This is a genomic window from Shewanella sp. FJAT-51649 (genome assembly GCF_019457435.1).
GTDB lineage: Bacteria > Pseudomonadota > Gammaproteobacteria > Enterobacterales > Shewanellaceae > Shewanella > Shewanella mangrovisoli.
Window position 1 is genome coordinate 611,490 of record NZ_CP080411.1, and the last position, 25,715, is coordinate 637,204.

The 25,715-nt window shown below is 47.7% G+C and carries 26 protein-coding genes; 14 read left to right on the top strand and 12 right to left on the bottom strand.

Going from position 1 to position 25,715, the window contains the following annotated elements:
* The first annotated feature begins 6 nt into the window (after positions 1-6).
* The 5 genes from arsB to K0H59_RS02720 all read left to right on the top strand — a co-directional run bounded on the left by arsB (position 7) and on the right by K0H59_RS02720 (position 5,812).
* Positions 7-1,026 carry an ACR3 family arsenite efflux transporter gene (gene arsB / locus K0H59_RS02700; protein WP_220054588.1) on the top strand — a complete coding sequence of 340 codons (1,020 nt, stop codon included), beginning with the start codon at positions 7-9 and terminating at the stop codon, positions 1,024-1,026.
* Between the two features lie 65 nt (positions 1,027-1,091).
* Positions 1,092-2,105: an ArsJ-associated glyceraldehyde-3-phosphate dehydrogenase gene (locus tag K0H59_RS02705; protein WP_220054589.1), complete on the top strand. Its 1,014-nt coding sequence runs from the start codon at positions 1,092-1,094 to the stop codon at positions 2,103-2,105.
* 39 nt (positions 2,106-2,144) lie between these two features.
* A complete protein-coding gene (gene arsJ, locus K0H59_RS02710) occupies positions 2,145-3,383 on the top strand; it encodes an organoarsenical effux MFS transporter ArsJ (RefSeq protein ID WP_408733575.1) in 1,239 nt (412 codons plus the stop codon).
* Positions 3,384-3,387: 4 nt separating this feature from the next.
* Positions 3,388-4,251 carry a DUF2927 domain-containing protein gene (locus tag K0H59_RS02715; RefSeq protein WP_220054591.1) on the top strand — a complete coding sequence of 288 codons (864 nt, stop codon included), beginning with the start codon at positions 3,388-3,390 and terminating at the stop codon, positions 4,249-4,251.
* Positions 4,252-4,369: 118 nt separating this feature from the next.
* Positions 4,370-5,812 carry an MBL fold metallo-hydrolase RNA specificity domain-containing protein gene (locus tag K0H59_RS02720; protein ID WP_220054592.1) on the top strand — a complete coding sequence of 481 codons (1,443 nt, stop codon included), beginning with the start codon at positions 4,370-4,372 and terminating at the stop codon, positions 5,810-5,812.
* A 43-nt stretch (positions 5,813-5,855) separates the two neighbouring features.
* On the opposite strand, the gene K0H59_RS02725 is transcribed toward K0H59_RS02720, so the two are convergent.
* A complete protein-coding gene (locus K0H59_RS02725) occupies positions 5,856-7,211 on the bottom strand; it encodes a flavohemoglobin expression-modulating QEGLA motif protein (RefSeq protein WP_088211824.1) in 1,356 nt (451 codons plus the stop codon).
* Positions 7,212-7,491: 280 nt separating this feature from the next.
* Here K0H59_RS02725 and K0H59_RS02730 point away from each other — a divergent pair, with 280 nt between their 5' ends.
* The gene (locus K0H59_RS02730) at positions 7,492-8,454 is read left to right on the top strand and encodes a PDC sensor domain-containing protein (RefSeq protein ID WP_011715742.1); all 963 of its coding nucleotides are present in this window, start codon (positions 7,492-7,494) and stop codon (positions 8,452-8,454) included.
* A gap of 104 nt (positions 8,455-8,558) precedes the next feature.
* Here K0H59_RS02730 and K0H59_RS02735 read toward each other — a convergent pair whose 3' ends face one another.
* Positions 8,559-8,735, bottom strand: a complete 177-nt coding sequence (locus tag K0H59_RS02735; protein ID WP_011070882.1) for a PA3496 family putative envelope integrity protein — start codon at positions 8,733-8,735, stop codon at positions 8,559-8,561.
* A 315-nt stretch (positions 8,736-9,050) separates the two neighbouring features.
* Between K0H59_RS02735 and K0H59_RS02740 the strand changes: the two genes are divergently transcribed.
* The 4 genes from K0H59_RS02740 (at position 9,051) to rimK (ending at position 14,441) form a co-directional block, all read left to right on the top strand.
* Positions 9,051-11,210, top strand: a complete 2,160-nt coding sequence (locus K0H59_RS02740) for a CHASE domain-containing protein (protein ID WP_088211823.1) — start codon at positions 9,051-9,053, stop codon at positions 11,208-11,210.
* Positions 11,207-11,641: a response regulator gene (locus K0H59_RS02745; RefSeq protein ID WP_011715744.1), complete on the top strand. Its 435-nt coding sequence runs from the start codon at positions 11,207-11,209 to the stop codon at positions 11,639-11,641. The genes K0H59_RS02740 and K0H59_RS02745 overlap by 4 nt, the downstream gene beginning before the upstream one ends.
* Before the next feature lie 9 nt (positions 11,642-11,650).
* Complete coding sequence (locus tag K0H59_RS02750; RefSeq protein WP_011715745.1) at positions 11,651-13,369, top strand: bifunctional diguanylate cyclase/phosphodiesterase; 1,719 nt, start codon at positions 11,651-11,653, stop codon at positions 13,367-13,369.
* A gap of 166 nt (positions 13,370-13,535) precedes the next feature.
* Positions 13,536-14,441: a 30S ribosomal protein S6--L-glutamate ligase gene (rimK, locus tag K0H59_RS02755; protein ID WP_011715746.1), complete on the top strand. Its 906-nt coding sequence runs from the start codon at positions 13,536-13,538 to the stop codon at positions 14,439-14,441.
* Positions 14,442-14,503: 62 nt separating this feature from the next.
* On the opposite strand, the gene K0H59_RS02760 is transcribed toward rimK, so the two are convergent.
* The 4 genes from K0H59_RS02760 to K0H59_RS02775 all read right to left on the bottom strand — a co-directional run bounded on the left by K0H59_RS02760 (position 14,504) and on the right by K0H59_RS02775 (position 17,159).
* Entirely contained in the window at positions 14,504-15,196 is a 693-nt protein-coding gene (locus K0H59_RS02760; RefSeq protein ID WP_011715747.1) for a TorF family putative porin, read from the bottom strand.
* A 288-nt stretch (positions 15,197-15,484) separates the two neighbouring features.
* Positions 15,485-15,757: an HU family DNA-binding protein gene (locus K0H59_RS02765; RefSeq protein WP_011715748.1), complete on the bottom strand. Its 273-nt coding sequence runs from the start codon at positions 15,755-15,757 to the stop codon at positions 15,485-15,487.
* Positions 15,758-15,903: 146 nt separating this feature from the next.
* Positions 15,904-16,701 carry a response regulator gene (locus K0H59_RS02770; RefSeq protein ID WP_088211819.1) on the bottom strand — a complete coding sequence of 266 codons (798 nt, stop codon included), beginning with the start codon at positions 16,699-16,701 and terminating at the stop codon, positions 15,904-15,906.
* Between the two features lie 74 nt (positions 16,702-16,775).
* Positions 16,776-17,159 carry a hypothetical protein gene (locus K0H59_RS02775; protein WP_088211818.1) on the bottom strand — a complete coding sequence of 128 codons (384 nt, stop codon included), beginning with the start codon at positions 17,157-17,159 and terminating at the stop codon, positions 16,776-16,778.
* 124 nt (positions 17,160-17,283) lie between these two features.
* Here K0H59_RS02775 and K0H59_RS02780 point away from each other — a divergent pair, with 124 nt between their 5' ends.
* Complete coding sequence (locus K0H59_RS02780) at positions 17,284-17,793, top strand: DUF4240 domain-containing protein (RefSeq protein ID WP_220054593.1); 510 nt, start codon at positions 17,284-17,286, stop codon at positions 17,791-17,793.
* A gap of 6 nt (positions 17,794-17,799) precedes the next feature.
* Here the strand turns inward: K0H59_RS02780 and K0H59_RS02785 are convergent, their stop codons facing one another.
* Both K0H59_RS02785 and K0H59_RS02790 read right to left on the bottom strand, forming a co-directional pair.
* Entirely contained in the window at positions 17,800-18,114 is a 315-nt protein-coding gene (locus K0H59_RS02785) for a hypothetical protein (protein ID WP_011715751.1), read from the bottom strand.
* Positions 18,115-18,263: 149 nt separating this feature from the next.
* Entirely contained in the window at positions 18,264-18,572 is a 309-nt protein-coding gene (locus K0H59_RS02790) for a hypothetical protein (protein WP_011715752.1), read from the bottom strand.
* 272 nt (positions 18,573-18,844) lie between these two features.
* Between K0H59_RS02790 and K0H59_RS02795 the strand changes: the two genes are divergently transcribed.
* Positions 18,845-19,369 (top strand): DUF3016 domain-containing protein, encoded by a 525-nt coding sequence (locus K0H59_RS02795; protein WP_011715753.1) that lies wholly within the window; start codon positions 18,845-18,847, stop codon positions 19,367-19,369.
* Between the two features lie 15 nt (positions 19,370-19,384).
* Here K0H59_RS02795 and K0H59_RS02800 read toward each other — a convergent pair whose 3' ends face one another.
* On the bottom strand, positions 19,385-21,139 hold the full coding sequence (locus K0H59_RS02800) for a GGDEF domain-containing protein (RefSeq protein WP_220054594.1): 1,755 nt from the start codon (positions 21,137-21,139) through the stop codon (positions 19,385-19,387).
* Between the two features lie 138 nt (positions 21,140-21,277).
* Positions 21,278-21,586: a hypothetical protein gene (locus tag K0H59_RS02805; RefSeq protein WP_011715755.1), complete on the bottom strand. Its 309-nt coding sequence runs from the start codon at positions 21,584-21,586 to the stop codon at positions 21,278-21,280.
* Between the two features lie 48 nt (positions 21,587-21,634).
* On the opposite strand from K0H59_RS02805, the gene K0H59_RS02810 reads away from it, so the two are divergent.
* Positions 21,635-22,531: a TraB/GumN family protein gene (locus K0H59_RS02810; RefSeq protein ID WP_220054595.1), complete on the top strand. Its 897-nt coding sequence runs from the start codon at positions 21,635-21,637 to the stop codon at positions 22,529-22,531.
* Between the two features lie 142 nt (positions 22,532-22,673).
* Here the strand turns inward: K0H59_RS02810 and K0H59_RS02815 are convergent, their stop codons facing one another.
* Positions 22,674-23,459, bottom strand: a complete 786-nt coding sequence (locus tag K0H59_RS02815) for a methyltransferase domain-containing protein (RefSeq protein ID WP_220054596.1) — start codon at positions 23,457-23,459, stop codon at positions 22,674-22,676.
* Positions 23,460-23,856: 397 nt separating this feature from the next.
* Here K0H59_RS02815 and K0H59_RS02820 point away from each other — a divergent pair, with 397 nt between their 5' ends.
* Positions 23,857-24,687, top strand: coding sequence for a MaoC/PaaZ C-terminal domain-containing protein (locus K0H59_RS02820; RefSeq protein WP_220055546.1), 831 nt, complete (start codon positions 23,857-23,859; stop codon positions 24,685-24,687).
* A 53-nt stretch (positions 24,688-24,740) separates the two neighbouring features.
* On the opposite strand, the gene K0H59_RS02825 is transcribed toward K0H59_RS02820, so the two are convergent.
* Positions 24,741-25,631, bottom strand: coding sequence for an aldo/keto reductase family oxidoreductase (locus K0H59_RS02825; protein ID WP_220054597.1), 891 nt, complete (start codon positions 25,629-25,631; stop codon positions 24,741-24,743).
* Positions 25,632-25,715 lie beyond the last annotated feature (84 nt).

Sequence of the window (25,715 nt, forward strand, 5' to 3'; positions counted from 1 at the left end):
GTCGTTATGGGGATCTTTGAACGTTATTTAAGTGTCTGGGTTGGCTTGAGTATTCTCGCTGGGGTTGTGCTTGGTAATCTCGCACCAAATGTATTTGCTGCCGTTGCGGCGATTGAATTTGCCCATGTGAATTTGATTATTGCGTTATTTATCTGGGTGATGATCTACCCCATGATGGTGCAAATTGACTTTTCGGCAGTCAAGAATGTCAGTAAGACCCCGAAGGGATTACTGCTAACGCTGACCATTAACTGGCTGATTAAACCTTTTACTATGGCCTTACTCGGCTGGTTATTCTTTAAACTGGTGTTTGCCGATTGGGTCGACCCGCAAACGGCGGGTGAATATATCGCGGGGATGATTCTCCTTGGTGTCGCCCCTTGCACCGCCATGGTGTTTGTCTGGAGCCAACTGACGAAGGGCGATCCTAACTACACCTTAGTGCAAGTCTCTGTTAACGATATCATTATGGTGTTTTTATTTGCGCCGCTTTCCGCATTGTTGCTGGGGGTGAGTGATATTCAAGTGCCATGGGAAACCCTGCTGCTATCTGTGGTGTTGTATGTCCTATTGCCCTTAGTCGCAGGCGTGTTGACTCGAAAGCGCCTCGAGGCAAGCCATGACGCCACAGCTGTGCCACAGCTCCTTGCTAAACTCAAACCTTGGTCTGTGATTGGGCTATTAGCGACAGTTGTGCTGTTGTTTGGTTTTCAGGCGAAGACCATCCTTAGCCAACCGCAGAACATTCTATTAATCGCCATCCCATTGATTATTCAGAGCTATGGCATCTTTATCTTGACCTACTGGCTGGCGTTAAAGCTCAAACTGACCCATGCGATTGCCGCGCCCGCGAGCATGATAGGTTCTTCTAACTTCTTTGAATTAGCCGTGGCCGTGGCGATTTCGCTCTTTGGCTTACATTCGGGGGCCGCGCTGGCGACCGTGGTGGGCGTGTTGGTTGAAGTGCCTGTGATGTTGTCTTTAGTGTACTTTGCCAATCGCACCCGCCATTGGTTTACGACTTAATCTGTTTTTAAAATAAATAATATTAAAAATCAATAAATTGTAAGTTAACTAGGTAGTTATAAATCATGGCAATTAAAATCGGGATTAATGGATTTGGGCGCATGGGACGTTTGGCTCTACGTGCGGCGTGGGAATGGGATGATGTAGAGTTTGTGCAGATCAACGATCCCGCTGGGGATGCGGCTACCTTGGCCCATTTGCTTGAGTTCGATTCAGTTCACGGTCGCTGGCGTTATCCGGTCACGGCGAATCAGGATGGTATTCAAATCCAAGACAAAACCATTCGCACCACACGTAATAAGACGATTGCCGAGACCGATTGGTCGGGATGCGATGTGGTGATTGAAGCCTCAGGGGTGATGAAAACCAAAGCCTTACTGCAAGCCTATTTAGATCAAGGCGTGAAGCGGGTGGTAGTGACGGCGCCAGTCAAAGAGGAAGGTGTGTTAAATGTGGTGATGGGAGTGAATCATCAGTTATACGATCCGGCGATTCATCCGATTGTGACCGCGGCTTCCTGCACTACCAACTGTCTTGCGCCTGTGGTGAAAGTGATCCATGAGCAGATTGGCATCAAGCACGGTTCTATGACCACTATTCATGATATTACCAACACCCAGACGATTCTGGATGCACCGCATAAGGATCTGCGCCGCGCCCGTGCCTGTGGGTTAAGTTTAATCCCCACCACCACGGGCAGTGCGACGGCAATTACCCATATTTTCCCAGAGCTTAAGGGCAAGTTGAATGGCCATGCCGTAAGGGTGCCGCTCGCCAACGCATCTCTTACAGACTGTGTTTTTGAGCTTGAGCGCAGCGTGACCGAAGCGGAAGTGAATGCGCTGCTACAAAGCGCCGCCGAAGGCGAACTCAAGGGAATTTTAGGTTATGAGGAGCGGCCGTTAGTGTCGGTTGATTATAAAACCGATCCCCGTTCGAGCATTGTCGATGCGCTTTCGACCATGGTGGTGAATGGTACTCAGCTAAAACTCTACGTGTGGTACGACAATGAGTGGGGATATGCCAATCGTACGGCAGAGCTTGCCCGCTTAGTCGGCCAGCTTGATTTGCCGCGTTAGGAGAGCACTGTGCCTGCTGCCAAGCTGTTTGAACAACTGATGCAATTGCCCGCGGCCGTGCGGCAATATTTGCTGATCACCTTCAATTATTGGAGTTTTACCTTAACCGATGGTGCGCTGCGGATGTTGGTGGTGCTGCATTTTCACGATCTCGGTTATACGCCATTCGCGATTGCGATGTTGTTCTTGTTCTATGAGATTTTTGGTGTCGTGACCAATCTGGTGGGCGGTTATCTCGGCGCTCGCTTGGGGCTTAATCGCACCATGAATCTAGGCCTTGGTATGCAGGTGTTGGCATTAGGGATGTTATTGGTGCCTGCTGCCAGTTTACCGCTGTGGCTCGCGGGCGTACCCTGGGTGATGGCGGCGCAGGCTCTTTCGGGCATTGCTAAAGATCTCAACAAGATGAGCGCAAAAAGCGCGATTAAATTGTTGGTACCAAAGGGCGAGCAGGGCAGGCTTTACCATTGGGTTGCCCTGTTAACCGGGTCTAAAAATGCCCTTAAAGGGGCGGGATTTTTCCTCGGTGGCGCCTTGCTGGCGGGATTGGGTTTCAATATAGCGATTGCCGCCATGATGGCCGTGCTTGCGCTGGTGTGGTTAATGAGTCTGGTCTTGCTGAAAAAAGACTTGGGGAAAGCGAAGAATAAACCTAAGTTTACCGAGATTTTTTCTAAGAGTCGCAGCGTAAATATTCTCTCGGCGGCGCGACTCTTTTTGTTTGCCGCAAGGGATGTGTGGTTTGTGGTGGCTTTGCCCGTGTATCTGGCGAGTCAATGGGGCTGGGATCATTGGGCCGTGGGCGGCTTTTTGGCGCTCTGGGTGATAGGCTACGGCATAGTGCAAACCTTAGCACCGAAGATTACTGGTGCGAGCAAAGCGGAAGCTGGCACTTCGCAGCGCATCCCCGATGGTTATACCGCCTTAGTTTGGTCGACCTTATTAGCTTTTATTCCCGCGTTAATTGCACTCAGTTTGTATCTGGATTTCTCACCACAGCTCAGTCTGATCTTGGCGCTGATGTTATTTGGCGGACTGTTTGCGATTAACTCGTCACTGCACAGCTATTTAATTGTGAGTTACGCCAGTGAAGAGGCGGTATCCCTCGATGTTGGGTTCTATTATATGGCTAATGCCATGGGGCGTTTAGTGGGAACTGTGCTTTCGGGCTGGGTGTATCAGAGTTATGGACTGGTGGCCTGTTTGTGGATTTCGACGGCCTTTATTGCAATAACGGCACTGATCTCTATCAAGCTGCCTCGACAAGTCAAAGGATAGCAAGATGTTGAGCTGGCGAAAGCGTTTACCGGGCGTTAGAACTATTTGCCTTGTCTGCATGGCTTCGCTATTCGCTGTTTCGCCGCTCTTAGCATCGGTTACACCTGCTTCAAATTCCGCATTGGCTGAGAAACCAAATCTCGCGCCAAAGCCTATTCGAGATTGGAAAAATCCCGCCTATATTATTCAAGCCTTTGATGAGATAGCCCTTAAAAATGAATACGATAAAGATAAACATCGAGTACGGAAATGGCGTCAGCCCGTGCGCGTCTTTGTCGAGCATCAAGTGAGTGATAATGGGTTGCATGCACAATTAGTGCAAATGCATTTAAGTCATCTGGCACAAATCACCGGCCACAGTATTGCCAAGGTGGATACGCTCGAAGAGGCCAACTTACATTTAGTCTTTACCCGTCAATCCCAATGGGCCGATGTGGTGATGCGTCTTATGGGGGCAAGTGCGGCCAGTAATATTCATGGCTCTGTTTGTATGGGGAAATTTGCGCTTAATTCCCAGAGTGAGATTGAGCGCGCCTGGGTCGTTATCCCGGTCGACCAAGCGCAAATGCATGGCAAATTGGTGGCCTGCGTGGTGGAAGAAATCACCCAAGTGTTGGGCCTACCCAATGATTCGGTGAAAGTATTTCCTTCCATTTTTAACGATAAAACACCGCAGGATTTACTCACCGGGCTGGATTATATTTTGCTGAAACTGCTCTACAATGCGGATATTCATGCCGGCATGACGGCCGCCGAAGTGCAACCCATATTGCAAAAACAACTCGAACAATGGCTGCGGGATGGCACGCTGACACAAGCCGATAAAACGGTTCGTCAGGGCCAGTTGTACCCTCTGTTAGGTTATTGATCTCCAAGCTTTTACATCGAAAGTTGGCTTTGATCATGCTTTACCAATTATTCCTTTTTCTTTTAGGAATAAGGGCATAGTCTATCTTTAAAAGAGATAAACATGCTGGAGGCAAGTTATGCAGATGACATTGCAGTTTTTGGGCGCGACCGAGGAAGTGACTGGCTCGTGCCACTTACTCACAGTGGCAGGTAAGCAAATGCTGCTCGATTGCGGCCTCATTCAAGGCGGCAAGGCCGATGAGTTGCGTAATCACGAACCTTTTAGCTTCGATCCCCTTGCGATTTCAGCCGTTGTCTTGAGTCACGCCCATATTGATCATTCGGGCCGCTTACCTCTGTTGGTTAAGGCAGGCTATACCGGGCCGATTTTTACCCATAAAGCGACGGCTGAGCTGTGTGCCATCATGCTGAAAGATGCCGCCATGTTGCAGGTGCGCGATACCGAAAGAACCAATAAAAAACGTGCGAAGCATGAGTTGGAGCCTTTAGAGCCGTTATTTACCGTAGAAGATGCGGAGCAGGCTATTACTCAGTTTGTGTCGCTTGAATATGGCCAAGTCACCCGAGTGCAGCCCCATGTGGATATTTGCTTATCGGATGCGGGGCATATTTTAGGCTCGGCACTGGTGGAGCTTTGGTTAGGTGAGGGGAAAGCGCAGAAGAAACTGGTATTTAGTGGCGATCTTGGCCGCGCTGGCATGCCGATATTACGTAATCCCACCTTAGTCGACACCGCCGATTTAGTGTTAATGGAAAGCACCTACGGTAATCGTTTCCACCGTAGTTGGACCGATACTCTGGCCGAGTTAAAGGCGATTTTCGCCAAGACGGTGACCGAGAGTCACGGCAATATTCTGTTGCCTGCCTTCTCCGTTGGGCGTGCGCAGGAGCTTTTGTATCTATTTCATTTATATGCCAAAGAGTGGGATCTCTCCCGCTGGAAAGTCTGCCTCGATAGTCCTATGGCAATTGAGGCGACGCGGGTGTATGTCAATAACTACCCCTTAATGGATGATGATTTTAAGCGCTTTACGCGCCAGCATCCGGGGCAACATCCGTTATTGTCGAATGTAGAATTTATCCAAACGACTGAGGAGTCTATCGCCCTTAACGATGTGCACAAAGGATTGATCATTATTGCGGGCAGCGGCATGTGTAACGGTGGCCGCATCCGCAGTCACTTAGAGCACAATCTATGGCGTCCAGAATGCGATGTGATTATCTGCGGCTATCAAGCACTTGGTACGCCGGGACGCGCCTTAGTCGATGGCGCCGAGGAGCTCACTATCCATGGCAATAGCATCAAAGTTGCCGCTAAATTGCATACAGTCGGAGGCTTATCGGCCCACGCGGATCAGGCGGAGTTATTACGTTGGTATCGACATTTTGAAGCGCAGCCGCCCCTGGTGCTTGTTCACGGTGAGCCCGAAGCCCAGCAGGGATTAGTCGCTGTGATGAATCAAGACTCAAAAACCAAACCTAAGGCGCTGGCCATCGCTACCCGAGGCGATATATTGGATTTAAATGCCTTACCCAAATTAGTCTGGGTGACAGCTTAAGTGATTGCCCACAGCTCTGAGTTCTGTGGGCCACATTACAGTGTTAGTCCGAGTTATTATCAAATTCAGTGTCGTCGAGTAACTCGAGGCTTGGGTCGATACTGGGGACGTCTTTAAATAAGCGGGTGAAGTGACGTTGCACCCCTTTCAGATCGATTCCGGCTAATCCTGAGGCGAAACCAAACCAAGCATACAAGCCGCTGAAGTTGTCGAACATCGGCGGTAAATATTTAGGTGGTGTAAGAATCCCTTCTTGGCAAGCTTGATAGAGTACAGGGATATCTTCGATGGCCAGCTTGCCTAAAAACAGCATAGGGATCAGTTCGGGTAAACCCGATGTGATGGCGCTGCGGATAAAGTTGATGTTTTCAACATAGCCGCGCACATAGGAAATATCTTTGGTAAAAAAGCTGCCACCTTCGACCATGCCGCCACGAAACACCCTTTGCGTGACCCGATAACTGTCCTTAGCGCTAAGATTTAACTCCCTAAAATAGTTGAACACTTCAATAAAGTTCGCCCCCTTTTCCGCCATATCTACCGCAGCGACACGGTCGCTAATACGGCGTGCTCGGCCTGGATTTGAGCTCAAGGTGAGCATTTCGAGTAACACCGCAAGCCCTTCTTGGGTGGCTGCTACGCGGGGAGACCCGACGCTAAGCCAAGTAGCATGGGGCTGAGCACGGCCATTGAGGGTAGTGCCCACATGCACCCAGCCTTCATGGACTTCGTACACATTGAGATCTGACTCGCTGAACATAGCTTTGCTGTTGAGTTTGACCGTATCGCCACCGACTGCAGCATCGGACACAATCCCGTCACTCAAGCGCACCCGCATATCATCACTGTGGAAGTATTTTTCCAATCGCTGGCTCAGCACATTCACGGCTTCAGGGGCACTAATGATTTTGGGATGATGCTTATTCATATGCCGCGCGGCGGGCAATGAGAAAATATAACTGAGTTTATCGCCCAATTGGCGCAGGGTGTGGCGATCGCCATGTAGTCTGTGGCTGGCGCTGCCGTAGAGTTCTTGGCTCAGCTGACCAAAGACGGGTGTTCCTCGATGACCCAGCATATCGACAACCAAGCGATATTGATCGACGTTAGCAATTAAGATCTTACCCAGCTTGTCTTTTTTACCTAAACGGCGGTGGATTTCTTGTTTTAGGTCAAGCAGCTCGGCTTGAGTTTTAACGGGATCGAAGGGCAAGGCAATTTTTTGATAAAAATCTTGGCTAATCGCTGGCAGAACCGTGCCTTTACCGGAGAGAAAACGCTCTTCCATTTCCCGTGGCCATTTGATGGCATCTAAAATTTTAATCGGCGTTTGGATGCGGATAAGCTCATCGGAAAGGCGGCGTAAATCTTCTTGATACTGGGCTAACGACTCTGACATTCCCGTAATCCTGTTGCGACTTGGACGATAAAAATTAGCTTAATCATAGCGGTAAAGCCGCTGCATTTATAGGTTTCTCCCCTCAAGCAATTGAATATTGTCGATTAAATTACTGACAAGTTATCGGTTTAATGAATCATTTTGGTGCAATGCGACTTATTTTGGCGCGAGACAGTGCTGGCTTAATCTCATAACTCACTGTTAAACATTAACTTATTTTGCTGGCATCAAAGCTGCTTTGCGTGTGTGAGCAATCGGATAACGTCGATGGGAGAGAGTTATGGCTGCAATGAGCTATTTGAGTGTGATTGAGCGTTATCACGAGTATGAGGCCACAGTGCATGAGCTGATGGAGTCTATTTTAACGGGCATTGCCGATGCGGACTTATTTCACCAACCAAAAGTCGATATCAAGGCCATGAAGGGTATTGCGGGCAGTTATCCCTTTGTCGAGCTGATGTATTTGCTCGATACCCAAGGGGTGCAAATTAGCCAAAATATCGCAGTGGTCGATCAGCAGATCAAGTTAGTGCCCCTTGGCGGTAATCGCGATCGTAGTCAACGGCCCTATTTTACCAATAGGGATGAGTCTGATGGGGTTAATATCACTCGCCCTTATTTATCCAATGCCAGCGGGAACTTATGTTTATCGGCCTCCTTAGCGATTGTGCAGCAGGAGCAAAAGCTCGGCTATCTAGTCGTCGATGTGGATTTGACGCGAATGATTGAATTTATGATGGGCGACAGTGCTCGTCGGCGGGTCACGCCAGCGTTTAAAGCCGTGTATGGCGTGATAGTCGCGGGGCTTTTTGTGCTAGTCATGGTGCTACTTTGGACGGCGCTTAGGGATATTTATGGGTTATTTGTGGTGGAGCAAGTCGGGCAAGACCCATTGCAACCCTTTGGGATTATTATCTTTATGACTCTGGCATTAGCGATCTTCGACCTCGGGAAAACAATTCTGGAGGAAGAAGTATTAATGCATAAGGATATTTTTCGTCACAGCTCCACCCGCCGAACCATCACTCGATTTGTTTCAACGATTTTGATCGCCATTTCAATTGAGGCTTTATTGACCATGTTTAAGGCGTCACTGGGGGAGAAACAATATATCGAGCCGGCGATTTGGATGATGCTTGCTGTAGTGGGTTTATTAGTTGGATTAGGGGCTTATGTGTATCTTGGGGCAAAAGCGGAATGGCTACTGATCAAAACTCAGGCCTATAAGAGTGGCAAAAAGTAGTATCAAAATAATAGTAAATTGTACACCCAGCCCCTAGGAGCTGGGTGAGGCTTTTAGAAAAACGTCGGGTTTGAGAGACCTAACGCCTTAAGGGAACGGGAAGCTTAGAATAAGTCGTCATCTCCTAATGCACGTCTTAACTCGGCGCGTTCGAGGTAATCTTCTAAGCGTTTCTTTATCTCACGCTTATGTTGCATTGCCTCGGCTGCTTTGCTGTTTCTAGGGGTGGTCATTGCCTCAATTTCAGTATCGTTGGGCACGACTTCAGTAATATGAGCCATAACGAATTCCTCATTGTTGTTCCTAACGCCTTTCTATCTAAAAAGAGTGTGGCAGAAAAGCAAAAAATTTTACGACTGAACGTAAAATTTTCTTCCCGTAAAGCGGAGTATTGACCCTGTAAGCTTGTCATATTGTCACGCTATTTTTGTGCTCATTCAGCAACCGCTGAATTTTGTGATTTAGCGCATAACTCATTATTTTTATTTTCTAAGTTAATTCCTACTTAAATAGTCGGATAGACTTGAATTTGCCTAAAACACCAACAACACTTGGATCAGTGTTTAATCTTCTTCGGTGCTAGGGATTTAGCGGGTATGGACAAGGATAGTTTCCCTGATTCTTTCAACTTCAACAGCTCTAAAAGCTTTTATGCCAGTGTGATCAGCTCCAGTTGGTTGATGTTACTCGCCGCCGTCTTTTTTATGGGGCTTTCTTGGTTTGTGCTTGAAGAATATTTACGAGATCGGGGTGAAGAGCGTTTTAACAATAATGTTCAAGATCTTATTAGTGCCGTCAGCAGTCGTATGACTGCCTATGAGCAGGTATTGCGCGGCGGCGTAGGGCTATTTCTTGCCTCGGATGGAGTGACTCGCCGTGAATGGCAACTCTATGTTTCTAATGCTCGTTTATCCGAATATTACCCCGGGATTCAAGGCTTAGGCTTTGCCCAACTCTTAACGCCTGCAACTGTGGAGGCTTTTACTCAAGAAGTGCAAGAGGAAGGATTCGATGACTATAGAGTGACCCCTGTTGGGGACAGAGATCTCTATTGTGCGATTAAGTACTTAGAACCATTTGACTGGCGCAATCAACGGGCATTTGGCTTCGATATGTGCTCCGAATCAACCCGCAGGGCTGCCATCTTACACGCCATTGCCACAGGGCTCCCCACCGCATCGGGTAAAGTGACTCTAGTGCAAGAAACCCCTGATGATGCGCAAGCCGGTATTTTAATGTATGTCCCGTTATACCGCGGTCAGCCGATGACGGAGGAAGAACGTAAGCAACAGGCTATCGGCGTGGTGTACGCCCCATTTCGTATGAATGATCTGATGCAAGGCATTATGGGGAAACGTTTTTCGGGATTAAAACTGGCGATTTACGATGGTATGGAGGCCAACAACGAGAGCCTGATGTTTAGCAGCCATAAAGCCTTGCCCTCTACAAATGATGTGTTTTATCAATCCCAGCTAGAAACCATGGAAGGCCAAGTTTGGCGTTTAGAGGTGTCCTCTGAATCACGCTTTATCTCAAGCGCGGAACAAACCCAAAGTGTATGGCTTCAGGTGATTGGGAGTGCGTTTATCTTAGCCTTGTTTTACTCAGTGCTGACGATGGCGCGAAATCGCTATCAAGAGTCGAGGTTAACCGCAGAGTTAATTGCCAATGAAAAACGCTTCCGCCTCGTGATTGAAGCTTCACCTAGTGCGCTCTTTATGGTGGATAGAAAAGGCATTATCACCTTAGTGAACACCCATGCCGAACGCCTCTTTGGTTACGCACGGGATGAGTTACTCGGGCGTTCAATCAATATGTTATTACCCGAGGGGTTAAGGGAAATACATCAGCAACATATGGGCAGTTACCTCGCCCAACCGATTGCGAAAAACATGTCACTGCGAGACGACTTGTTCGGTTGTTGCAAAGATGGGACTCGCTTGGCGATTGAAGTTGGGCTGACCCCCATTCACTTCAGCAATGGCGTGTCGATATTGGCAACGATAAACAATGTGTCGGAGCGCAAACGGATCGAAGCGCAGCGGATTGAACATACAGCTGAACTTGAGCGCATCAACAAGGAACTCGACCAGTTTGCTTATATCGCTTCCCACGATCTTAAGTCGCCACTGCGGGGCATTGAACAGCTAACGAGTTGGTTAAGTGAAGATTTGTCCGAGAATACGGACGAAAACGTCCAAAAATACTTAGGATTAATCCAAAGTCGTATCCAACGTATGGTGTTACTACTCGATGGTTTGCTGATGTTTTCGCGTATTGGGCGAGTCGATGCGGAGATTGTCGATGTTGATTCACGGCAACTGATTGAGGATATGTTCGCCTTAGTCGCACCGCCGCAGGGCTTTTCCCTAGAGCTCGAAGGAAATTTCCCACAATTTAAAACCGTAAAAACTCTGCTCGAATTAGTGATAAGGAATTTATTCAGTAATGCGATTAAACACCATGATCAGGCTGAAGGTGTGATTAAAGTGGTGTGTAGTGCCTCCAACACCCATTACTGGTTTAGTGTTATCGATGATGGTCCAGGCATATCCACTAAATACCATGGCAAGGTATTTGAGATGTTCCAAACGCTTAGGCCGAGGGATGAAGTGGAGGGGAGCGGTTTAGGTTTGTCGCTAGTCAAAAAGACGGTAGAAAGTCTTGGTGGAAAAATTCAACTAGAATCAGAGGGACGTGGTTGTTGTTTTCGATTTAGCTGGCCGATGCGCATAGTCAACAAGGAGGGGATATGAGCAGCACTAATAACTACAAACAAGTGACGATTTTGTTGGTCGATGACGATGATGTGGATTATATGGCGGTGCAGCGGGCGATGAAGCAACTGAGATTGCTCAACCCCTTAGTACGTGCACGAGATGGCCTAGAAGCATTAAGTATTTTGACCCACAGCGAAGCGATAAAAGGTTCCTACCTCATTTTGCTCGATCTTAATATGCCCAGAATGAATGGGTTTGAATTCCTTGAACATATTCGCTCCGACCCAACCCTGTCTTCCTCCGTGGTATTTATGCTCACGACTTCGAGTACCGATGAGGATCGGATGAAGGCTTATAGTCACCATGTCGCAGGCTATATGGTGAAAACGGATATTAAGGATGGTTTCAACAACATTTTCAATATGTTGGAAGGTTATTGGCGCATAGTGGAGCTTCCAACCGTATAGGGTGTGTATATGGATTTACTGCTGATCGATGATGATGAAGTCGATAGAACTGCGATTATTCGGGCACTGCGACAGTCCAAATTAGCCTTCAATGTGGTTGAAGCAAATTGTGCTTTCGATGGCCTTAACTTGGCTCTTGAAAGGCATTTCGACGGTATCTTATTGGATTATCTATTACCCGATGCCAATGGTTTAGAGGTGCTGATCAAACTCAATTCGATGACTCAAGACCAAACTGTGGTGGTGATGCTGAGTCGCTATGAGGATGAGAAACTGGCACAGCGTTGTATCGAGCTGGGCGCGCAGGATTTTCTGTTAAAAGATGAAGTCAATTCACGGATCTTAAGCCGTGCGATTCGTTACGCTAAACAACGTTCCTCCATGGCCTTAGCCCTAAGAAATAGCCATCAAAAACTCAAAGAGTTGGCTGAGCATGATTCTCTAACCAAATTAGTGAACCGCTACGGGTTTGAACTGTGTTTGAACCGCGCTATAGCAAGGGCAAAACGCAGCAATGACTTTCTCGCCGTTATTTTGCTAGATCTAGATGATTTTAAAGCAATTAACGATACTTTAGGTCATCAAACTGGCGATATCTTACTCGTCAAAGTCGCCTCGCGATTAAGCTCTGTGCTGCGAGATGGTGATGTGATCGCCCGCTTAGGTGGCGATGAGTTTGTGGTACTCGTGACCGACAATGACTACAAATATTTCCCTATGATAGTCGCCAATCGCCTGCTTAAGGCCTTTGAGGAGGTTTTCTGCCTGGGTGAAAACGATGTGATGATTGGCGCCAGTATCGGCGTGGCTTTTTATAATGAGGCCGCCTCTGATAGCTCTGAGTTGATGAAATGCGCCGATATTGCCATGTATCGCGCCAAAAAAATGGGGCGCAACCAAATTCAGTTTTATTCTGAGGCCTTAGATAAAGAAGTCCGTTACCGTAATCATATCGAGTCCAGCTTGCGCATGGCGCTCAAGCAGAATGAATTCAAGGTTTATTATCAGGCACAAGTAGATTCTCAAACCCATCAGGTGATAGGGATGGAGGCGTTAATCCGTTGGTTGCATCCGCAAGATGGTTTGATTGCACCGGATCAATTCCTATCCATTGCAGAGGAAATTGGTCTGATGGAAGAAATCGGTGATTGGGTGCTTATCGAAGCCTGTCGTCAGGCGCAGGAATGGCTCACGCGGCTAACCCCCGTTGGACATAGCTTTACCATTGCAGTGAATCTGTCGGCATCGCAAATTGGGCACATTGATCTATATGAAAAAATTGTTCATGCCCTCGAGGTGACGGGATTAGATGCGAAAGCGCTAGAGCTTGAGATTACCGAAAACAGCTTAATTGAAGAACCCCATGAACATGCCAAGGTACTCGATAGAATTGCGCAACTCGGAGTGCGATTTGCACTCGATGACTTCGGTACAGGCTTTTCATCCCTAGAGCATATAAAACTCTTTCCAATCAGTGTATTAAAAATTGATAAGAGCTTTATTGCCTCCTACGATAAGGATGACAAAGATACGCGGTTACTCGCGGCATTACTCAATTTTGCTTATGGTTTTAACGTGACATCGGTTGCCGAAGGCATTGAAACGGCTGAACAAGCCGAGTTTTGCACCGCACGAAATTGCAATGTGCTCCAAGGGTATTTATTTTCGCGGCCCTTAGAAGCGAGCGAATTTGAGGCCAAGTACATTACTCCACTACTTACAAAATAATGACCCTAAATTGTGAAGATTATCTTACGTTTGGCTAAGGCTGAGGTTTTCGTCTGGTGAGGAATATTTTCTTGCTTTACACTCAGTAATAGACAAATATCTGCGCCCCTTTCTGATGCCGTGTGCACAGAGCTTCAATCACAGTGTTTAATTTGGTCATTTGGCAATGAAAATAGGTATCTTATCCCAGTTCCCTGAGTTGTATTCCACCCGACGCCTAGTGGCGGCCTGCGAGAGCCGTGGTCATGAGGCTGTGGTTATTAATACCTTGAATTGCTACATGAATATCAACTCCATCAAGCCTAGCATTCATTACCAAGGCCAAGAGTTAACGGGGTTCGATGCCATTATCCCACGCATTCACGCCAGCGTGACCTTTTATGGCTGCGCGGTAGTGCGCCAGTTCGAAATGATGGGGGTATTTGCCGCCAACGACTCGATTTCAATCGCGCGTTCACGGGACAAGTTACGCGCGTTGCAATTGCTTTCCCGCAAAGGCATTGGCATGCCTATTACTGGATTTGCCAATAAACCCAATGATATTCCCGATTTAATTAACATGGTGGGCGGCGCGCCCTTAGTGATTAAGTTGCTGGAAGGCACACAAGGGATTGGCGTGGTATTGGCCGAAACTAAAACTGCTGCCGAGAGCGTGATCGAAGCCTTTTTAGGGCTGAAAGCCAATATCATGGTGCAGGAATATATTAAGGAATCCAACGGCAGCGACATTCGCTGTTTTGTGGTTGGCGATAAAGTGGTGGCTTCGATGAAGCGCCAAGGACCCGAAGGAGATTTTCGCTCTAACCTGCACTTAGGTGGCTGCGGTGAAAAAGTGAAAATCACCCCTGCGGAGCGCAAGATGGCGGTCGCCGCAGTGAAAGCCATGGGCTTAGTGGTGGCGGGGGTCGATATTTTACGCTCTAATCGTGGTCCCTTGATCCTTGAGGTGAACTCGGCGCCTGGTATCGAAGGGATTGAGCAGACCACAGGAATCTCGGTCACTGAACCCATCGTAGAGTACATTGAGAAAATGGTATCGGCGCGTAAATCGAATCGCGCCGTAATTGCCTAATAAAAAACGCCGAGATTATCGCGGCGTTTTTGTTTTACTAGCGCTTAAGTTAGTGCTTAATCTTATAAATCAAAGCCGTAGGAATAGCCTAAAACTACCTTGGCATCATCACCCTGCAGATCTGTATCTGACACCATAAATGACACGGTTCCCATACTGGTATCGGCACTCAGGGTAACGTTGTAATCTGCGTAGTTATCTTCGCCAAACCAAGATTCAACCACATCGCCGCTGGAGTAGCCGTAGTGCAAAGATAGGCTGAGTTTATCCGTCAGCGGGAAAGATGCCGTGGCCGCAAGGTAACTCATGTCCTTGTTATCTAATGGCTCGGCTGCGACATCATCACCCGCATTGATCACCTGTGAGTAACTGAGTTCAAACCATTTCCAGGTAATAGCGCCATGCAGTTCACCAAAATCGATGCTGCCTTCGGCATCGGGGTAAGCGTAGTAGAGGTAACCAATATCGTAGCTGAGGTCTTCGGTGATGTTGCCGCCGTAGCCTGCGTAGAGATCCAACTCATAGCTTGTATCGTCGCCAAAGTCGACATTCGATGCCCAAGTGCCAGCATAGAATCCGGAGTCATGGCTGTAGTCTATGCCTCCTTGGATAGCGACCGAATCATTGGTTTGAGTGACCCCGCGCCATAGATAGTTAGACGTGCCGCCAATATTGCCGGACACGGCCGCAAAGGCGTTGGTGGTTAGTAACAATCCCGTCGATAATGCCAAAACGCTGTACAGTGATTTTCTCATTCTCATCCCCTCGATTGACTTATTTATCGATTCACTCATGTCACCACCGAGCGGGTGACATTGGTGCATCATGGTTTTTTCTGATAAGGGAATTGCTAATCACATGCCATTATTTGAACATCATTAAAAACAAATGGTTATAAAATCATTGTTAATAAAATGTTTTAAAATGCTCGAAAATGGAGCGGTGTGCGCACTGTATTTGTGCAAAAAATCATCTTTCATGCTTTTCGCAGGGCAAAAAAACGCCCCACAAAGGAGGCGTTTTATAGAATGATGTCGAGCGAATTAGTTCACACTATCACGCAAGGTTTTACCCGCTTTAAACTTAGGCACAGTGGCTTCAGCGATCTGGATTTCTTTGCCTGTCTGTGGGTTACGGCCAGTACGAGCTGCGCGAGTCGTGGTTTCAAAAGAGCCAAATCCAACGATAGAGATCTTGTCACCGTTTTTCATTGATTCAGTAATAGCTGCTTCGAAAGATTTCAATGCACGTGCTGCTTCAGCTTTAGTGATATCGGCATTTTCTGCAATCTTGGCAATAAGTTCAGTTTTGTTCATCTTTATTGTCTCTTCTTTCCGTAGATTTATTAAGTCAGCGTGCCTAACATGCCACAAGGTTTAGCCGTTGGAAAGCCCTTTGCTGCGGGCTTGTGTCCTATAAGTAACAAAAATGCAGAATATTTGTCCCGTTCGTGACTTAGGTTTTATTCTTCGAGCAACTGATATAAGAGCTGCTTCACCAATTTGGGTTCGAAGGGTTTATCACACAGGGCATTGACGCCCGCCTGCGAGACGTTGCTCAAGTGAGCATCATTTGCCTCCGAAGACACCATGAGGATAGGCACATGGGATTGCTGGCTTTCATTACGGATAAATTGGGTGAGTGCCAGACCATCGACGCTGGGCATATTGTAATCGGTAATGATCAGGTCAAACATATTATTACGCATTAACTCAATGGCTTGAGCGCCATCTTCCGCTTCGGTGATCTGCTTGATCCCAAGGTTGCCAATAGTACGTTTAATCACATTGCGCGCCATGCGGCTGTCATCAACCACGAGCACACGCACGTCGTGTACATCGAAGTGACTCAGGTCGAGCTCATCATGGCTGAGTAAATCGATAGTTGCATTCAACGCCTTGCCTAAGTGTTCGGCATTAAAGGGCTTTGGCAGAATCGCGACCACGCCAGACTGACGAAAAATCTCTAATTGCTCACGGCGACATTCGCTCGAAACCAACATAAATTGAATGTCTTTGTATTCACTGTTGGTGCACAGGTAGCTTAAAAACTCGGTCGCGGTGCCATCTTCAAAATACATGGCGCTGGCGATGAGATCCGGTTTATGGCGGGCTATCAGTTCTTTCGCTTGAGCCAAATCAGCCGCATTTTGAATGCTGATAATGCCTTCTTGCTGTAAGCGCTTGATGATAATCCGGCGCTGGGTTTCCGATGGCTCAACAATGAGAATCGAGAGTTCGCTGGGCGATAAATGAGTCATAGTGGCTGGCTTTATCAGGTCTTTTAGGGAGCCGTTAACTTAGGCTATAAACAAGGGCTTAGCAATAAACAGGCTTATGCTTTTACCTTTGCGGTTAAATAATTATGGCTGACGCGGGAAAAGGCTATCCAATACTGCACAGATAACAGGGCGATGATGCTTAAGACTAAGGGCAACATAGGGATGTTGTGGCCTTCAACCACCACTTTGACGTCCTGCGGGGTAATTTGATAGGCGATAATCGCAGTAACCCCTAGTGCTGACAGGCCTAAGGTTTGTAATCCAATATAAATTTTCAGCACTAAGCTAGACCAAGGCGCCTGAGTGAGTATGCCAAACAAAACTGGCAAAACACCTAAGCTAAAGAGATCGAACGAACCTGTGGTAACGGCACGCAGTAGCGCGACTACGGCAAAGAGGGTGTAGAGGGCAATCAGTAGAATAAGGCGTTTAGGCATTGACTTGGGTTTATTGGTTATTTTAAGTGGAGCAAGTGTAGGAAAAGCCCTGAACTGAGTCCAGCATAACCGTATTATCATGTAGAATACGCCTTTGCTTGGGCATTCAATATTAGGTTAAGTGATGACAGAAGTAGAATTTTGGGACTTAGTGACCCGCAGTGAGCCAGCGCAATCCCAGGAATCTTTAGCGCAGGCATTAAAGCAAAAGTTGGCAGAGCTGAGTGACGACGAGTTAAAAGCCTTCGATAAATTGTTTGGCCAACAGATGCGCCGAAGCTACTTATGGTCGGTGTGGGGAGCGGCTTATATCATCACGGGCTGTGATTCCGATTATGCCTTTGCCGAATTTCGCGCGTTTCTGATCTCACTTGGGCAGGCCCGTTATGAGGCGGTGATTGCCAATCCCGACACTTTGGCGCAGTTACCAGCGTGGCCCGAGAAAGACGGCTACGCCTATCCTTTTATCGAAGATTACGACTTGATCGCGGGTCAACTATTTGAAGACAGAACGGGTAAGGAGTTGCCTTTTATGCCGTCGGGCAAGGCGACACCTGCGGGTAAAAAATTTAGCACTAAGCCCAAAGATTTAAAGCAGCAATATCCTGAGCTTAGTGCGCGTTTTCCGTTTTAATTTGGCTTACGAGCGTAAGCAGGCATTGCGGCTGATATCGAAGGTCATGCCGTAGCGAGGGCAAGTCTGGCGCATCAGTTGATGCTCTTGCTCCACTAATTCGCGGCTAAAGTCTTGGTCGAGCTGCTCAGTCATGCGCTCTTCTGCCTGCTGTTGTGACTGAGCCAGTTTATCAAAGTGCGATTTCACCACTTGCTGCTGCGCAGCGCTGAGGGTGGTGGCATGGCTAGGTAAACTGATGAGTGTGCCTAGGGTGAGCAGTGTCAGTAAGGCAAGCTTTGCCATCATAGGTTGTTGTAGCTTTGCGGTTGTTAGTTTCATAGATCACTCCAAATTTAAATTACCGATAATCGGTTAGTCTTTAAATCGTCGTTTGGCTTTCATCGTGCATCCATGACAAACAAAACCAAAGGTATTGCTGAGAAATTAAGCATACTGGAGGGATCTTGAACCTTGGCTGAACCGCTATCTTACTGCTCGTTTCGCATCTCTTGGCATTGAAAACCCTGTTTACGGGAATCGAAGCCGCACTTTAGACCACACTCCCAAGGCACATTATCGTAAAAGGAAGATTGTTCCTTGGCATAGTCACGACAGGCTTCATAACTGTCGAAATTATCCATTTTCTTATACTTCCCAGAATCATAACCATGGGTATAAATAAAGGATGACCAAGTTTCGGGGCGCGTGTCTTTCTCTCCCGAAGAGATAAACCAAATGGCGCTGGCAAAGCATGTAAAGAGGATTAATACAAACACAGGTACAACGGGGAATTTCATTTTTGAGTCGTGGTCATAAAAGATTGAGCGAAGGATAATACTTTTTTAAGTAAGATGCGCGTTAAATGATCACAAATTAATAACTTTGCACTCGTTTGGTGCGTTAAGATACAAAAAGATACGGATTGATAGCGGTTAGCTTAAATTATTTACTAATCTATACAAAAGCTTACTTCGTCTATGCTGTTATAAATACGATTTTGCATTAAGCTGAAGTTCAGGTTAGATTTTGTACGGTATATGGCAGAAACAATGAGGCCTAGGAGGCAAAGATGAAAGTTCAGTTCCTATTACTCGCCAGTGTGTTGAGTTGCAGTGCTGTATGGGCCGCAGACGAGGCGAAAACCGATCCTGTGACAGAAGATGGGGTGGTTAAGATTGTTTGGCAAAACCCAAAAGATTTCCGTGATATTAAGTCATCGGGCGAAATTCAGTCGCGTTATGAACAGCGTTTATTCGATACTTTAACTACGAATATCAATAAAGAAGCGGCAAAAGTCTTAAAACCGAATCAAAAGTTAGAGATGACGGTGACCGATGTCGATCTCGCCGGGGATATGCGTCCAACCTTTGGGGCAACCGCCGATGATTTACGGGTGATCAAAGAGATCTACCCACCACGCATGACCTTTAGTTATCAAGTACTTGAAAATGACAAAGTGATCATCGCCGGGGATGAAAAGCTCTCCGATATGGGCTTTATGACGGGCATTCAGCCGTTAAATGACAAGCCATTTAATTATGAAACCAAAATGCTAAGTGATTGGTTAAAAAAGACCGTTGCGCCTAAACTCTAGGCTGATTAAACCAGCCTAAGCACTTAATGCTTGAGGGCTCATGTCTCTTTCTTCTAACAGGCAAAATCCGTTACTCGCGGATTTTGCCTGTTTTTTTGCCTTGGCGCTTAAGGTCGATAAGCTATGTTCATTGCAGTTATAGGTATGGGCGGGAGTAAGCACGCCGACACACAGGCTGATTAACTTGTGATAACAGGCTTGTCCTTGCCTATCATCGGCGAGCATTTCTTGGGCTTGCCAATGCTCTGCACTATAAAAGAGCGACTTGTTGGCCTCAAACTCGGTCAATATGCGTTGGCAGCGCTCGATGAGTTGCTCGCAAGTGCTGATCACCACAAAGTCATCGCCACCGACATGGCCGATAAAACAGTTGTCCGTCTTGTATTTCACTAACAGATTGGCGACCTCGCAGATCACCTCATCGCCGCGGCAGAAACCGTAAATATCGTTATAGGGCTTGAATTGGCAGAGATCGAAATAGGCCAAGTAGAAGGGCTTTTGTTGGTTTCTGAGGCGTTTGAGTTCTTCCTGAATGGGCACATTACCGGGTAAATCCGTTAACGGGTTGGCATGCCTTGCCATCTTGATCCTGTGCTCGGTGATCCGCTGTAGCAAATCTTTGGTGTGGCCAATGCCGAGCAATTTGCCCCGACGCAGAATGATAAATTGCTGGGCGACGGTATTGGCGCTCTCCGAGGTCAGTAATTGACTCACAATCGACAGGGGCTCGTTGGCTTCAATCTGCAACACTTGCGGGTCCATCACTTCACTGACGGCGTGGTTTTCATGCAGGGCTCGGCCATAGGGCGTGCTAAAAAGCTCCAGCAAAGTCGCTCTGCTAATAATCCCCAGCGGCAGTTGATCTTGCACCACAACCACGGCCTGTAAGGCGGGTTGAGAGCTAAAGGTATCGCTTAAGTGCTTAAGTTTGAGTGTTGGCACCACTGTAATGGCGCTGGTGCAGAGGCTTTCGGCGGATTCACTGTATCTGGGCTGAACCTGAGTATTATTCGGCACTAAGGTCGCTTTCATCGCGCGGCTTGGCAGCGCCTCGGGGCGTCCGAGTAAATAGCCTTGGCAATAGACTATGCCTAGCTGTTTGAGTACGGCGAGTTCCTCTTGGGTTTCAATCCCTTCGGCAATCACTTTGCAGGTGAGGCTTTGACACAGTTCGACAATCGAGCGCACAAATTCTTGTTTCACCGGGGTTGAATCAATTTGGTGGATAAAGTGGCGATCGATTTTCACATAGTCGGGCGATAACTCAGACCAGAGCCGTAAACCCGAATAACCTGCACCCAAGTCATCAATAGCCGTCATAAAGCCTTGGCTGCGATAGTGATTCAGGCAAGATTTCAGTAAGTCGATATCGTCGGCGGGATATTGCTCCGATAACTCAATCACCACCTGTGACGGGGAAATTCCCAATTGCTGTAGCAGTTGCAGCGTCATGCCCTTGGGATGGGTAGGATCGAGTAGGGCCTTAGGGGAAATATTGATAAACAAACGGCCTTGGAACTGACGCAGTTTGAATTGCTCCAGCGAAATGCGGCGGCAGAGTGTCTCGAGTTCGCTCAATTTGCCCTGATGTTCCGCGGTTTTAAACAGTGGAATGGGTGAGTAGAGCGGGCTATACTCCGGCCCACGGCTGAGCGCTTCAAATCCGTGGATCTTGTGTTCCAAGATATTGAAAATGGGCTGAAAAAGCGGGCTGATTGCCCCCTTTGCGATTATCTTATCAAGCTCTTTTGCCAGATCTAAACTCGTCATTACTTCAGCCCCCACGACAATGTTTGCGGAGTCTATGACTTAGAAATGACAAAATGATGACAATTTTGTTTGCCGAAAATCCGTGTACAGGAAATGAGAGCAAACGCTGAAATTAATGATATTTCAGCGTTTATTGAATTAGCTCTGCTTTTTGAAGGCGTGCAGGGTTTTGAGTAGGGTGGCCAGTTGGCGCACTAAGGTTTCCAGTGCGGCGGGATCTAGGCTGCTCTGTTGTTGCAGCTTAGTGAGGTCGTCCACCAATTCTTGCACATAGGGCAAAAAGCGGTTGCTCGACACGATAAAGCCCTGTTCGGCGGTGAAGATGCTAGTGAATTTCCCATGGCCCGCTTTTTTCAATTCATCTAACTTAGCATCAGCGTCTATGGCTTGGCGATAGGCGATTTGAAGATTTTCTTTCAGTTGCTCTATAACCTTAGTGTGTGGCATAACAGCGTCTCATTGCAAAATTTGCAGGAATTATAAGGGGCAAAGGATATGGCAACAAGTCGGTGGCGACTATTACTGGCGCTGTGCGGCGTCGCAATGTTTACCAGTGCGTCGAGTTGGGCGGCGCCGACGGATAAACCGCCGTTTTATCAGGTGCAATGGCAGGGGAAATCCGCTTACCTTTTGGGTTCGATTCATATTGGCCGTGCCGATTTTTATCCTATGCCAGCGCAAGTGGAGGCGGCATTTGCCAAGTCCAAGGGATTAGTGGTTGAAATCGATACTAATAAAATCGACAGCCGTGCCCTATTGCAAAAGTATGGTATGGCGACTCACGTACAGGGGCTCGATTGGCAGAGCCGAGATAAACAAACGATAGAGGTAATGCGCCACTATTGTGAAGACAAGGCCAGCCTATGCCAGTCGATTCAAGCCTTTGCGCCTTGGTTGCAGGCATCTCAACTTAATCTACTGCGCTACAATAGCTTAGGTTTTAGCACCGACTATGGTGTCGATATGCAGTTGCTTGGCCGTGCGGGTAAGCCTGTGTATCAGTTAGAGACGGCTGAGTCGCAGTTCCAATTACTGTCCTCCTTCGATAGCCAAGTTCAGTGGTCTATGGTGCGCGAAGCCATTAATGCCTCTGATGCCGAACTACTCTCACTGGTTGAGGCGTGGCGCTCCGGTGATGAAACTGCGTTGGATACTTTGATGCAGGAGCAGCTTGGAGGGGAGGGCGACACCCTGATGCTGGATAAAATTCTCTGGCAGCGCAATAAAGTCATGGCCGATGGCATGATGAGGTTAATGACCGCAGAAGCCGCCAGTGAACCGCTATTTGTAGTGGTAGGCGCCGGCCATGTGGTGGGTGATAAAAGCGTGGTGCAGTTGCTTAAACAGAAGGGCGCAACCGTAACCGCCTGTTGGCGTGATCAATGTGACTGATATAGCTATATGACGGATGATTGGGGGGATTCTGGATTTGAACGCACAGGGGTTGAATACACTTAGTGAGCAGAACTAGGGTCGAATCATCTGGTGATGAAACAATAAAGGACGCCTTGGCGTCCTTTATTGTTTCGCGAGCTTATGCGGATGTGTCGGTTGCGGCGCTTTGCCCCAGAAAATGCACATAACGACCGAGCGAAATATAGGGCTCGCGTTGGGAATATTCGAGCTCCATCGTCAGCAGCTTTTGATAGTCAAAATCCGCAGGCTGATGTTTCTTCAAATAGTCGTGAATGACTCGCACGCCCGACTCGCGCAGCAGATCCATGTTCCATTCGGCAAACCATTGTTTAACATCATGAATATAAAGCGGGTGCGTGGGCGTGAGGCGCACCTTCTTCTTCACCTTAAGATCGGCGGCAACATAGTCGAAATTACCTGACACTAATGCATGGAAACGCATTGCCTCTTTATTGTAAAACATCAGCGAAAACAGCCCATTAGGCTTAAGCATGGTCAGCAAGCCTTCCATGGTGGTTTTCGCATCGGCGAGCCATTCGACTACGGCATGGCAAAGGATAAGATCGAATCTGCCATGCTCGGCGGCGGAGAGGGCTTGAATCGGTGCATGAACCAAACGGATTGCCAATGGCGTGTCGCTGGCATCGATTTGTGTTTTTGCTTGGGCAAGCATTTCAGCGGAAATATCGCACAACACCACTTCATGGCCCAGACGTGCCAGCTTTTGGCTGAAATAACCAAAACCGCCGCCCGCATCTAAAATCCGCAGTTTTTTATCGCCAAATTGCGCCAAGGCGGGAGCGAGATCGCGCCATAACACGGCTGCACGGATTTCACCCTTAGGGGTGCCGTAAATGTTCTTCGCGAACTTTTGCGCGAGTTTATCGAAATTCTTATCTTGCACGGGTTAACTAAGTTAAAGACTGGGGGCGATAGTGTGGCACAGGCGTAATCTTTTCGCACTCGCAGTGTGGATAAGGCAAAGTCATACAGGGCCATGATTTTATAATATATTGATTTTTAATGGGATAAAAAATCACAGTAAAGTGGGGGATATCCAGAACTCTATCCGCTGGGGTATAATCACGCCGTTTTCGATAAACCTGACTCTTTAGCTGTCCATTCGGTGAGTCAGCATCAGCCCTTTTTAGACACAGTTTTGCCTGTTTTACACTCGTGAGCTTTTTGATTTTTCAGATGTTATGCATCTGTACGGGGTATTTCTGGTTATTCGTGCGTAGGGATAGTTAATTAAAAGGTACTCAGACTTGAATAATGCATATTGTGTTGAATTGAACGCGATGCCCTCGCTGTTTTCTCTTTATCGCAAGATTTTCTTTGGTCGTAAACCCGGTTGGGACCAACAGCCCTTACCTTATATCAAGGTGTCGGCGCCCAATGTGCAAGTGTCCGAGGCCAAAGTTAGCCAATATGCCCAAGTGTGTGGCTTTGATTTCAACGGTAAAATATTACCGCCAACCTATTTGTATGTGATGGCATTTCGCCTGCACGCGGTGATTTTTACCCACGATGGTATTACCTTCCCGCTGCTGGGGATGATCCATTTAAAGAACCGCATTCAAGTCTATCGTCCGACGACAGTCGATGAAGTGTTCTCCCTCGAATGCGCCTTAACCACCAGCCGTGAAACCGATTCAGGCTTAGAGTTTGAATTTGTCTCTAAGGCCTTTGTGGGTGAAGAGTTGGTGTGGGAATCGCTGTCGACTTACCTCTATCGTATCGAGACTGCTGGCCGCCGCGTTCGTCCACCTAAGGCGCTCGAGATGGCTTGGGAATCACCCCAATCATGGGAGTTGAGTGAAGATTTAGGTCGCCGTTATGCCAAAGCATCAGGCGACTATAACCTGATCCACCTGCATCCCGTGCTGTCGAAACGTTTTGGTTTTGACCGTGTGTTGGCCCACGGTATGTGGTCCAAGGCGCGCTGCTTAGCAGAATTAATGCCTGAGATTGGTGAGCGCCCCTTCGTAGTCGATGTGGCCTTTAAGTTACCGCTGCTGATGCCCGCCGAAGTGGGATTTGGTTACGAACAATCACATGACAAATGGGTATTTGAGCTACGCGACAGTAAAGGTCGCAGACCACATCTCAGTGGTGAAGTGCAGCTTTAAGCATGATGAAAACGGCGCCTAAGGCGCCGTTTTTGTTGGTGTTGTTTGCAGTGCTAAGGCACGCTGTGTCCGGTTGATGCTTGCCAGATACTAAACCATTGCTGTCTGTCTAGGGTCAGTGACTGCGCGGCCACCGCCGTTTTTATCCTCGCGATATTGCCACTGCCGATAATCGGCACGGGCCGACTCGGTAACATCCGCACCCAAGCATAAATCACTTGGCTGATATCTTGGGCACCAACCTCATCGGCGATGACCGCTAAGGTTTGTTGCAGGCGAATGGCCTGTGGATGGTTATTGTCAAAGATTTTTCCGCCACCCAAACAGGACCAAGCCATAGGCCGAATGCGCCGCTCCTGACATAAATCGAGAGTACCATCGTGCAAACTCGCCATTGTTAGCGGTGAGATTTCGATTTGATTGGTGACTAAGGGCTCACTTAATCTCGACTGCAATAGTGAAAACTGCGCATTGGTGAAGTTAGATACCCCAAAATGTCGTACCTTGCCCGCCTGTTTTAAGTCAGCAAAGGCGTCGGCCACTTGATCGGCGTCCATTAAAGGATCGGGTCTGTGGATCAGCAGCAGATCTAAATAATCAGTTTTCAGCTGCTTTAGTGATTGCTCAACACTGGCAATAATATGCGCCTTGGAGGTGTCGTAATGGTTTACATAGCGCTCGGGACGACAATCGAAGGCGGGCTTAATGCCGCATTTGCTGACCAATTGCATCTGTTGCCTTAAGCCGGGTTTTAGCGCTAACGCCTCGCCGAACAGGGTTTCGCACTGGTATTGGCCATAAATATCGGCGTGATCCATAGTGGTCACACCTAGGTCGAGATATTGCTCTATCAAGTTAAGGCGCTCGGCGGGTGACATTTGCCAACTATGCATTCGCCAAAAGCCGGCAACGAACTCTGAAAAACTAAAAGGGGATCCGCTCATGTTGTTTCTCTTTTGGGAATCTGTATTTTGTAGGGGAAAGGACCCGAGTCGATTTATTTGATGCAGATTAAGGAATCGCTCATT

Coding starts and splice junctions, on each gene's coding strand:
- arsB (WP_220054588.1), top strand. CDS start 7: ATGGGGATCTTTGAACGTTATTTAAGTGTCTGGGTTGGCTTGAGTATT.
- K0H59_RS02705 (WP_220054589.1), top strand. CDS start 1,092: ATGGCAATTAAAATCGGGATTAATGGATTTGGGCGCATGGGACGTTTG.
- arsJ (WP_408733575.1), top strand. CDS start 2,145: ATGCAATTGCCCGCGGCCGTGCGGCAATATTTGCTGATCACCTTCAAT.
- K0H59_RS02715 (WP_220054591.1), top strand. CDS start 3,388: ATGTTGAGCTGGCGAAAGCGTTTACCGGGCGTTAGAACTATTTGCCTT.
- K0H59_RS02720 (WP_220054592.1), top strand. CDS start 4,370: ATGCAGATGACATTGCAGTTTTTGGGCGCGACCGAGGAAGTGACTGGC.
- K0H59_RS02725 (WP_088211824.1), bottom strand. CDS start 7,211: ATGTCAGAGTCGTTAGCCCAGTATCAAGAAGATTTACGCCGCCTTTCC.
- K0H59_RS02730 (WP_011715742.1), top strand. CDS start 7,492: ATGGCTGCAATGAGCTATTTGAGTGTGATTGAGCGTTATCACGAGTAT.
- K0H59_RS02735 (WP_011070882.1), bottom strand. CDS start 8,735: ATGGCTCATATTACTGAAGTCGTGCCCAACGATACTGAAATTGAGGCA.
- K0H59_RS02740 (WP_088211823.1), top strand. CDS start 9,051: ATGGACAAGGATAGTTTCCCTGATTCTTTCAACTTCAACAGCTCTAAA.
- K0H59_RS02745 (WP_011715744.1), top strand. CDS start 11,207: ATGAGCAGCACTAATAACTACAAACAAGTGACGATTTTGTTGGTCGAT.
- K0H59_RS02750 (WP_011715745.1), top strand. CDS start 11,651: ATGGATTTACTGCTGATCGATGATGATGAAGTCGATAGAACTGCGATT.
- rimK (WP_011715746.1), top strand. CDS start 13,536: ATGAAAATAGGTATCTTATCCCAGTTCCCTGAGTTGTATTCCACCCGA.
- K0H59_RS02760 (WP_011715747.1), bottom strand. CDS start 15,196: ATGAGAAAATCACTGTACAGCGTTTTGGCATTATCGACGGGATTGTTA.
- K0H59_RS02765 (WP_011715748.1), bottom strand. CDS start 15,757: ATGAACAAAACTGAACTTATTGCCAAGATTGCAGAAAATGCCGATATC.
- K0H59_RS02770 (WP_088211819.1), bottom strand. CDS start 16,701: ATGACTCATTTATCGCCCAGCGAACTCTCGATTCTCATTGTTGAGCCA.
- K0H59_RS02775 (WP_088211818.1), bottom strand. CDS start 17,159: ATGCCTAAACGCCTTATTCTACTGATTGCCCTCTACACCCTCTTTGCC.
- K0H59_RS02780 (WP_220054593.1), top strand. CDS start 17,284: ATGACAGAAGTAGAATTTTGGGACTTAGTGACCCGCAGTGAGCCAGCG.
- K0H59_RS02785 (WP_011715751.1), bottom strand. CDS start 18,114: ATGAAACTAACAACCGCAAAGCTACAACAACCTATGATGGCAAAGCTT.
- K0H59_RS02790 (WP_011715752.1), bottom strand. CDS start 18,572: ATGAAATTCCCCGTTGTACCTGTGTTTGTATTAATCCTCTTTACATGC.
- K0H59_RS02795 (WP_011715753.1), top strand. CDS start 18,845: ATGAAAGTTCAGTTCCTATTACTCGCCAGTGTGTTGAGTTGCAGTGCT.
- K0H59_RS02800 (WP_220054594.1), bottom strand. CDS start 21,139: ATGACGAGTTTAGATCTGGCAAAAGAGCTTGATAAGATAATCGCAAAG.
- K0H59_RS02805 (WP_011715755.1), bottom strand. CDS start 21,586: ATGCCACACACTAAGGTTATAGAGCAACTGAAAGAAAATCTTCAAATC.
- K0H59_RS02810 (WP_220054595.1), top strand. CDS start 21,635: ATGGCAACAAGTCGGTGGCGACTATTACTGGCGCTGTGCGGCGTCGCA.
- K0H59_RS02820 (WP_220055546.1), top strand. CDS start 23,857: ATGCCCTCGCTGTTTTCTCTTTATCGCAAGATTTTCTTTGGTCGTAAA.
- K0H59_RS02825 (WP_220054597.1), bottom strand. CDS start 25,631: ATGAGCGGATCCCCTTTTAGTTTTTCAGAGTTCGTTGCCGGCTTTTGG.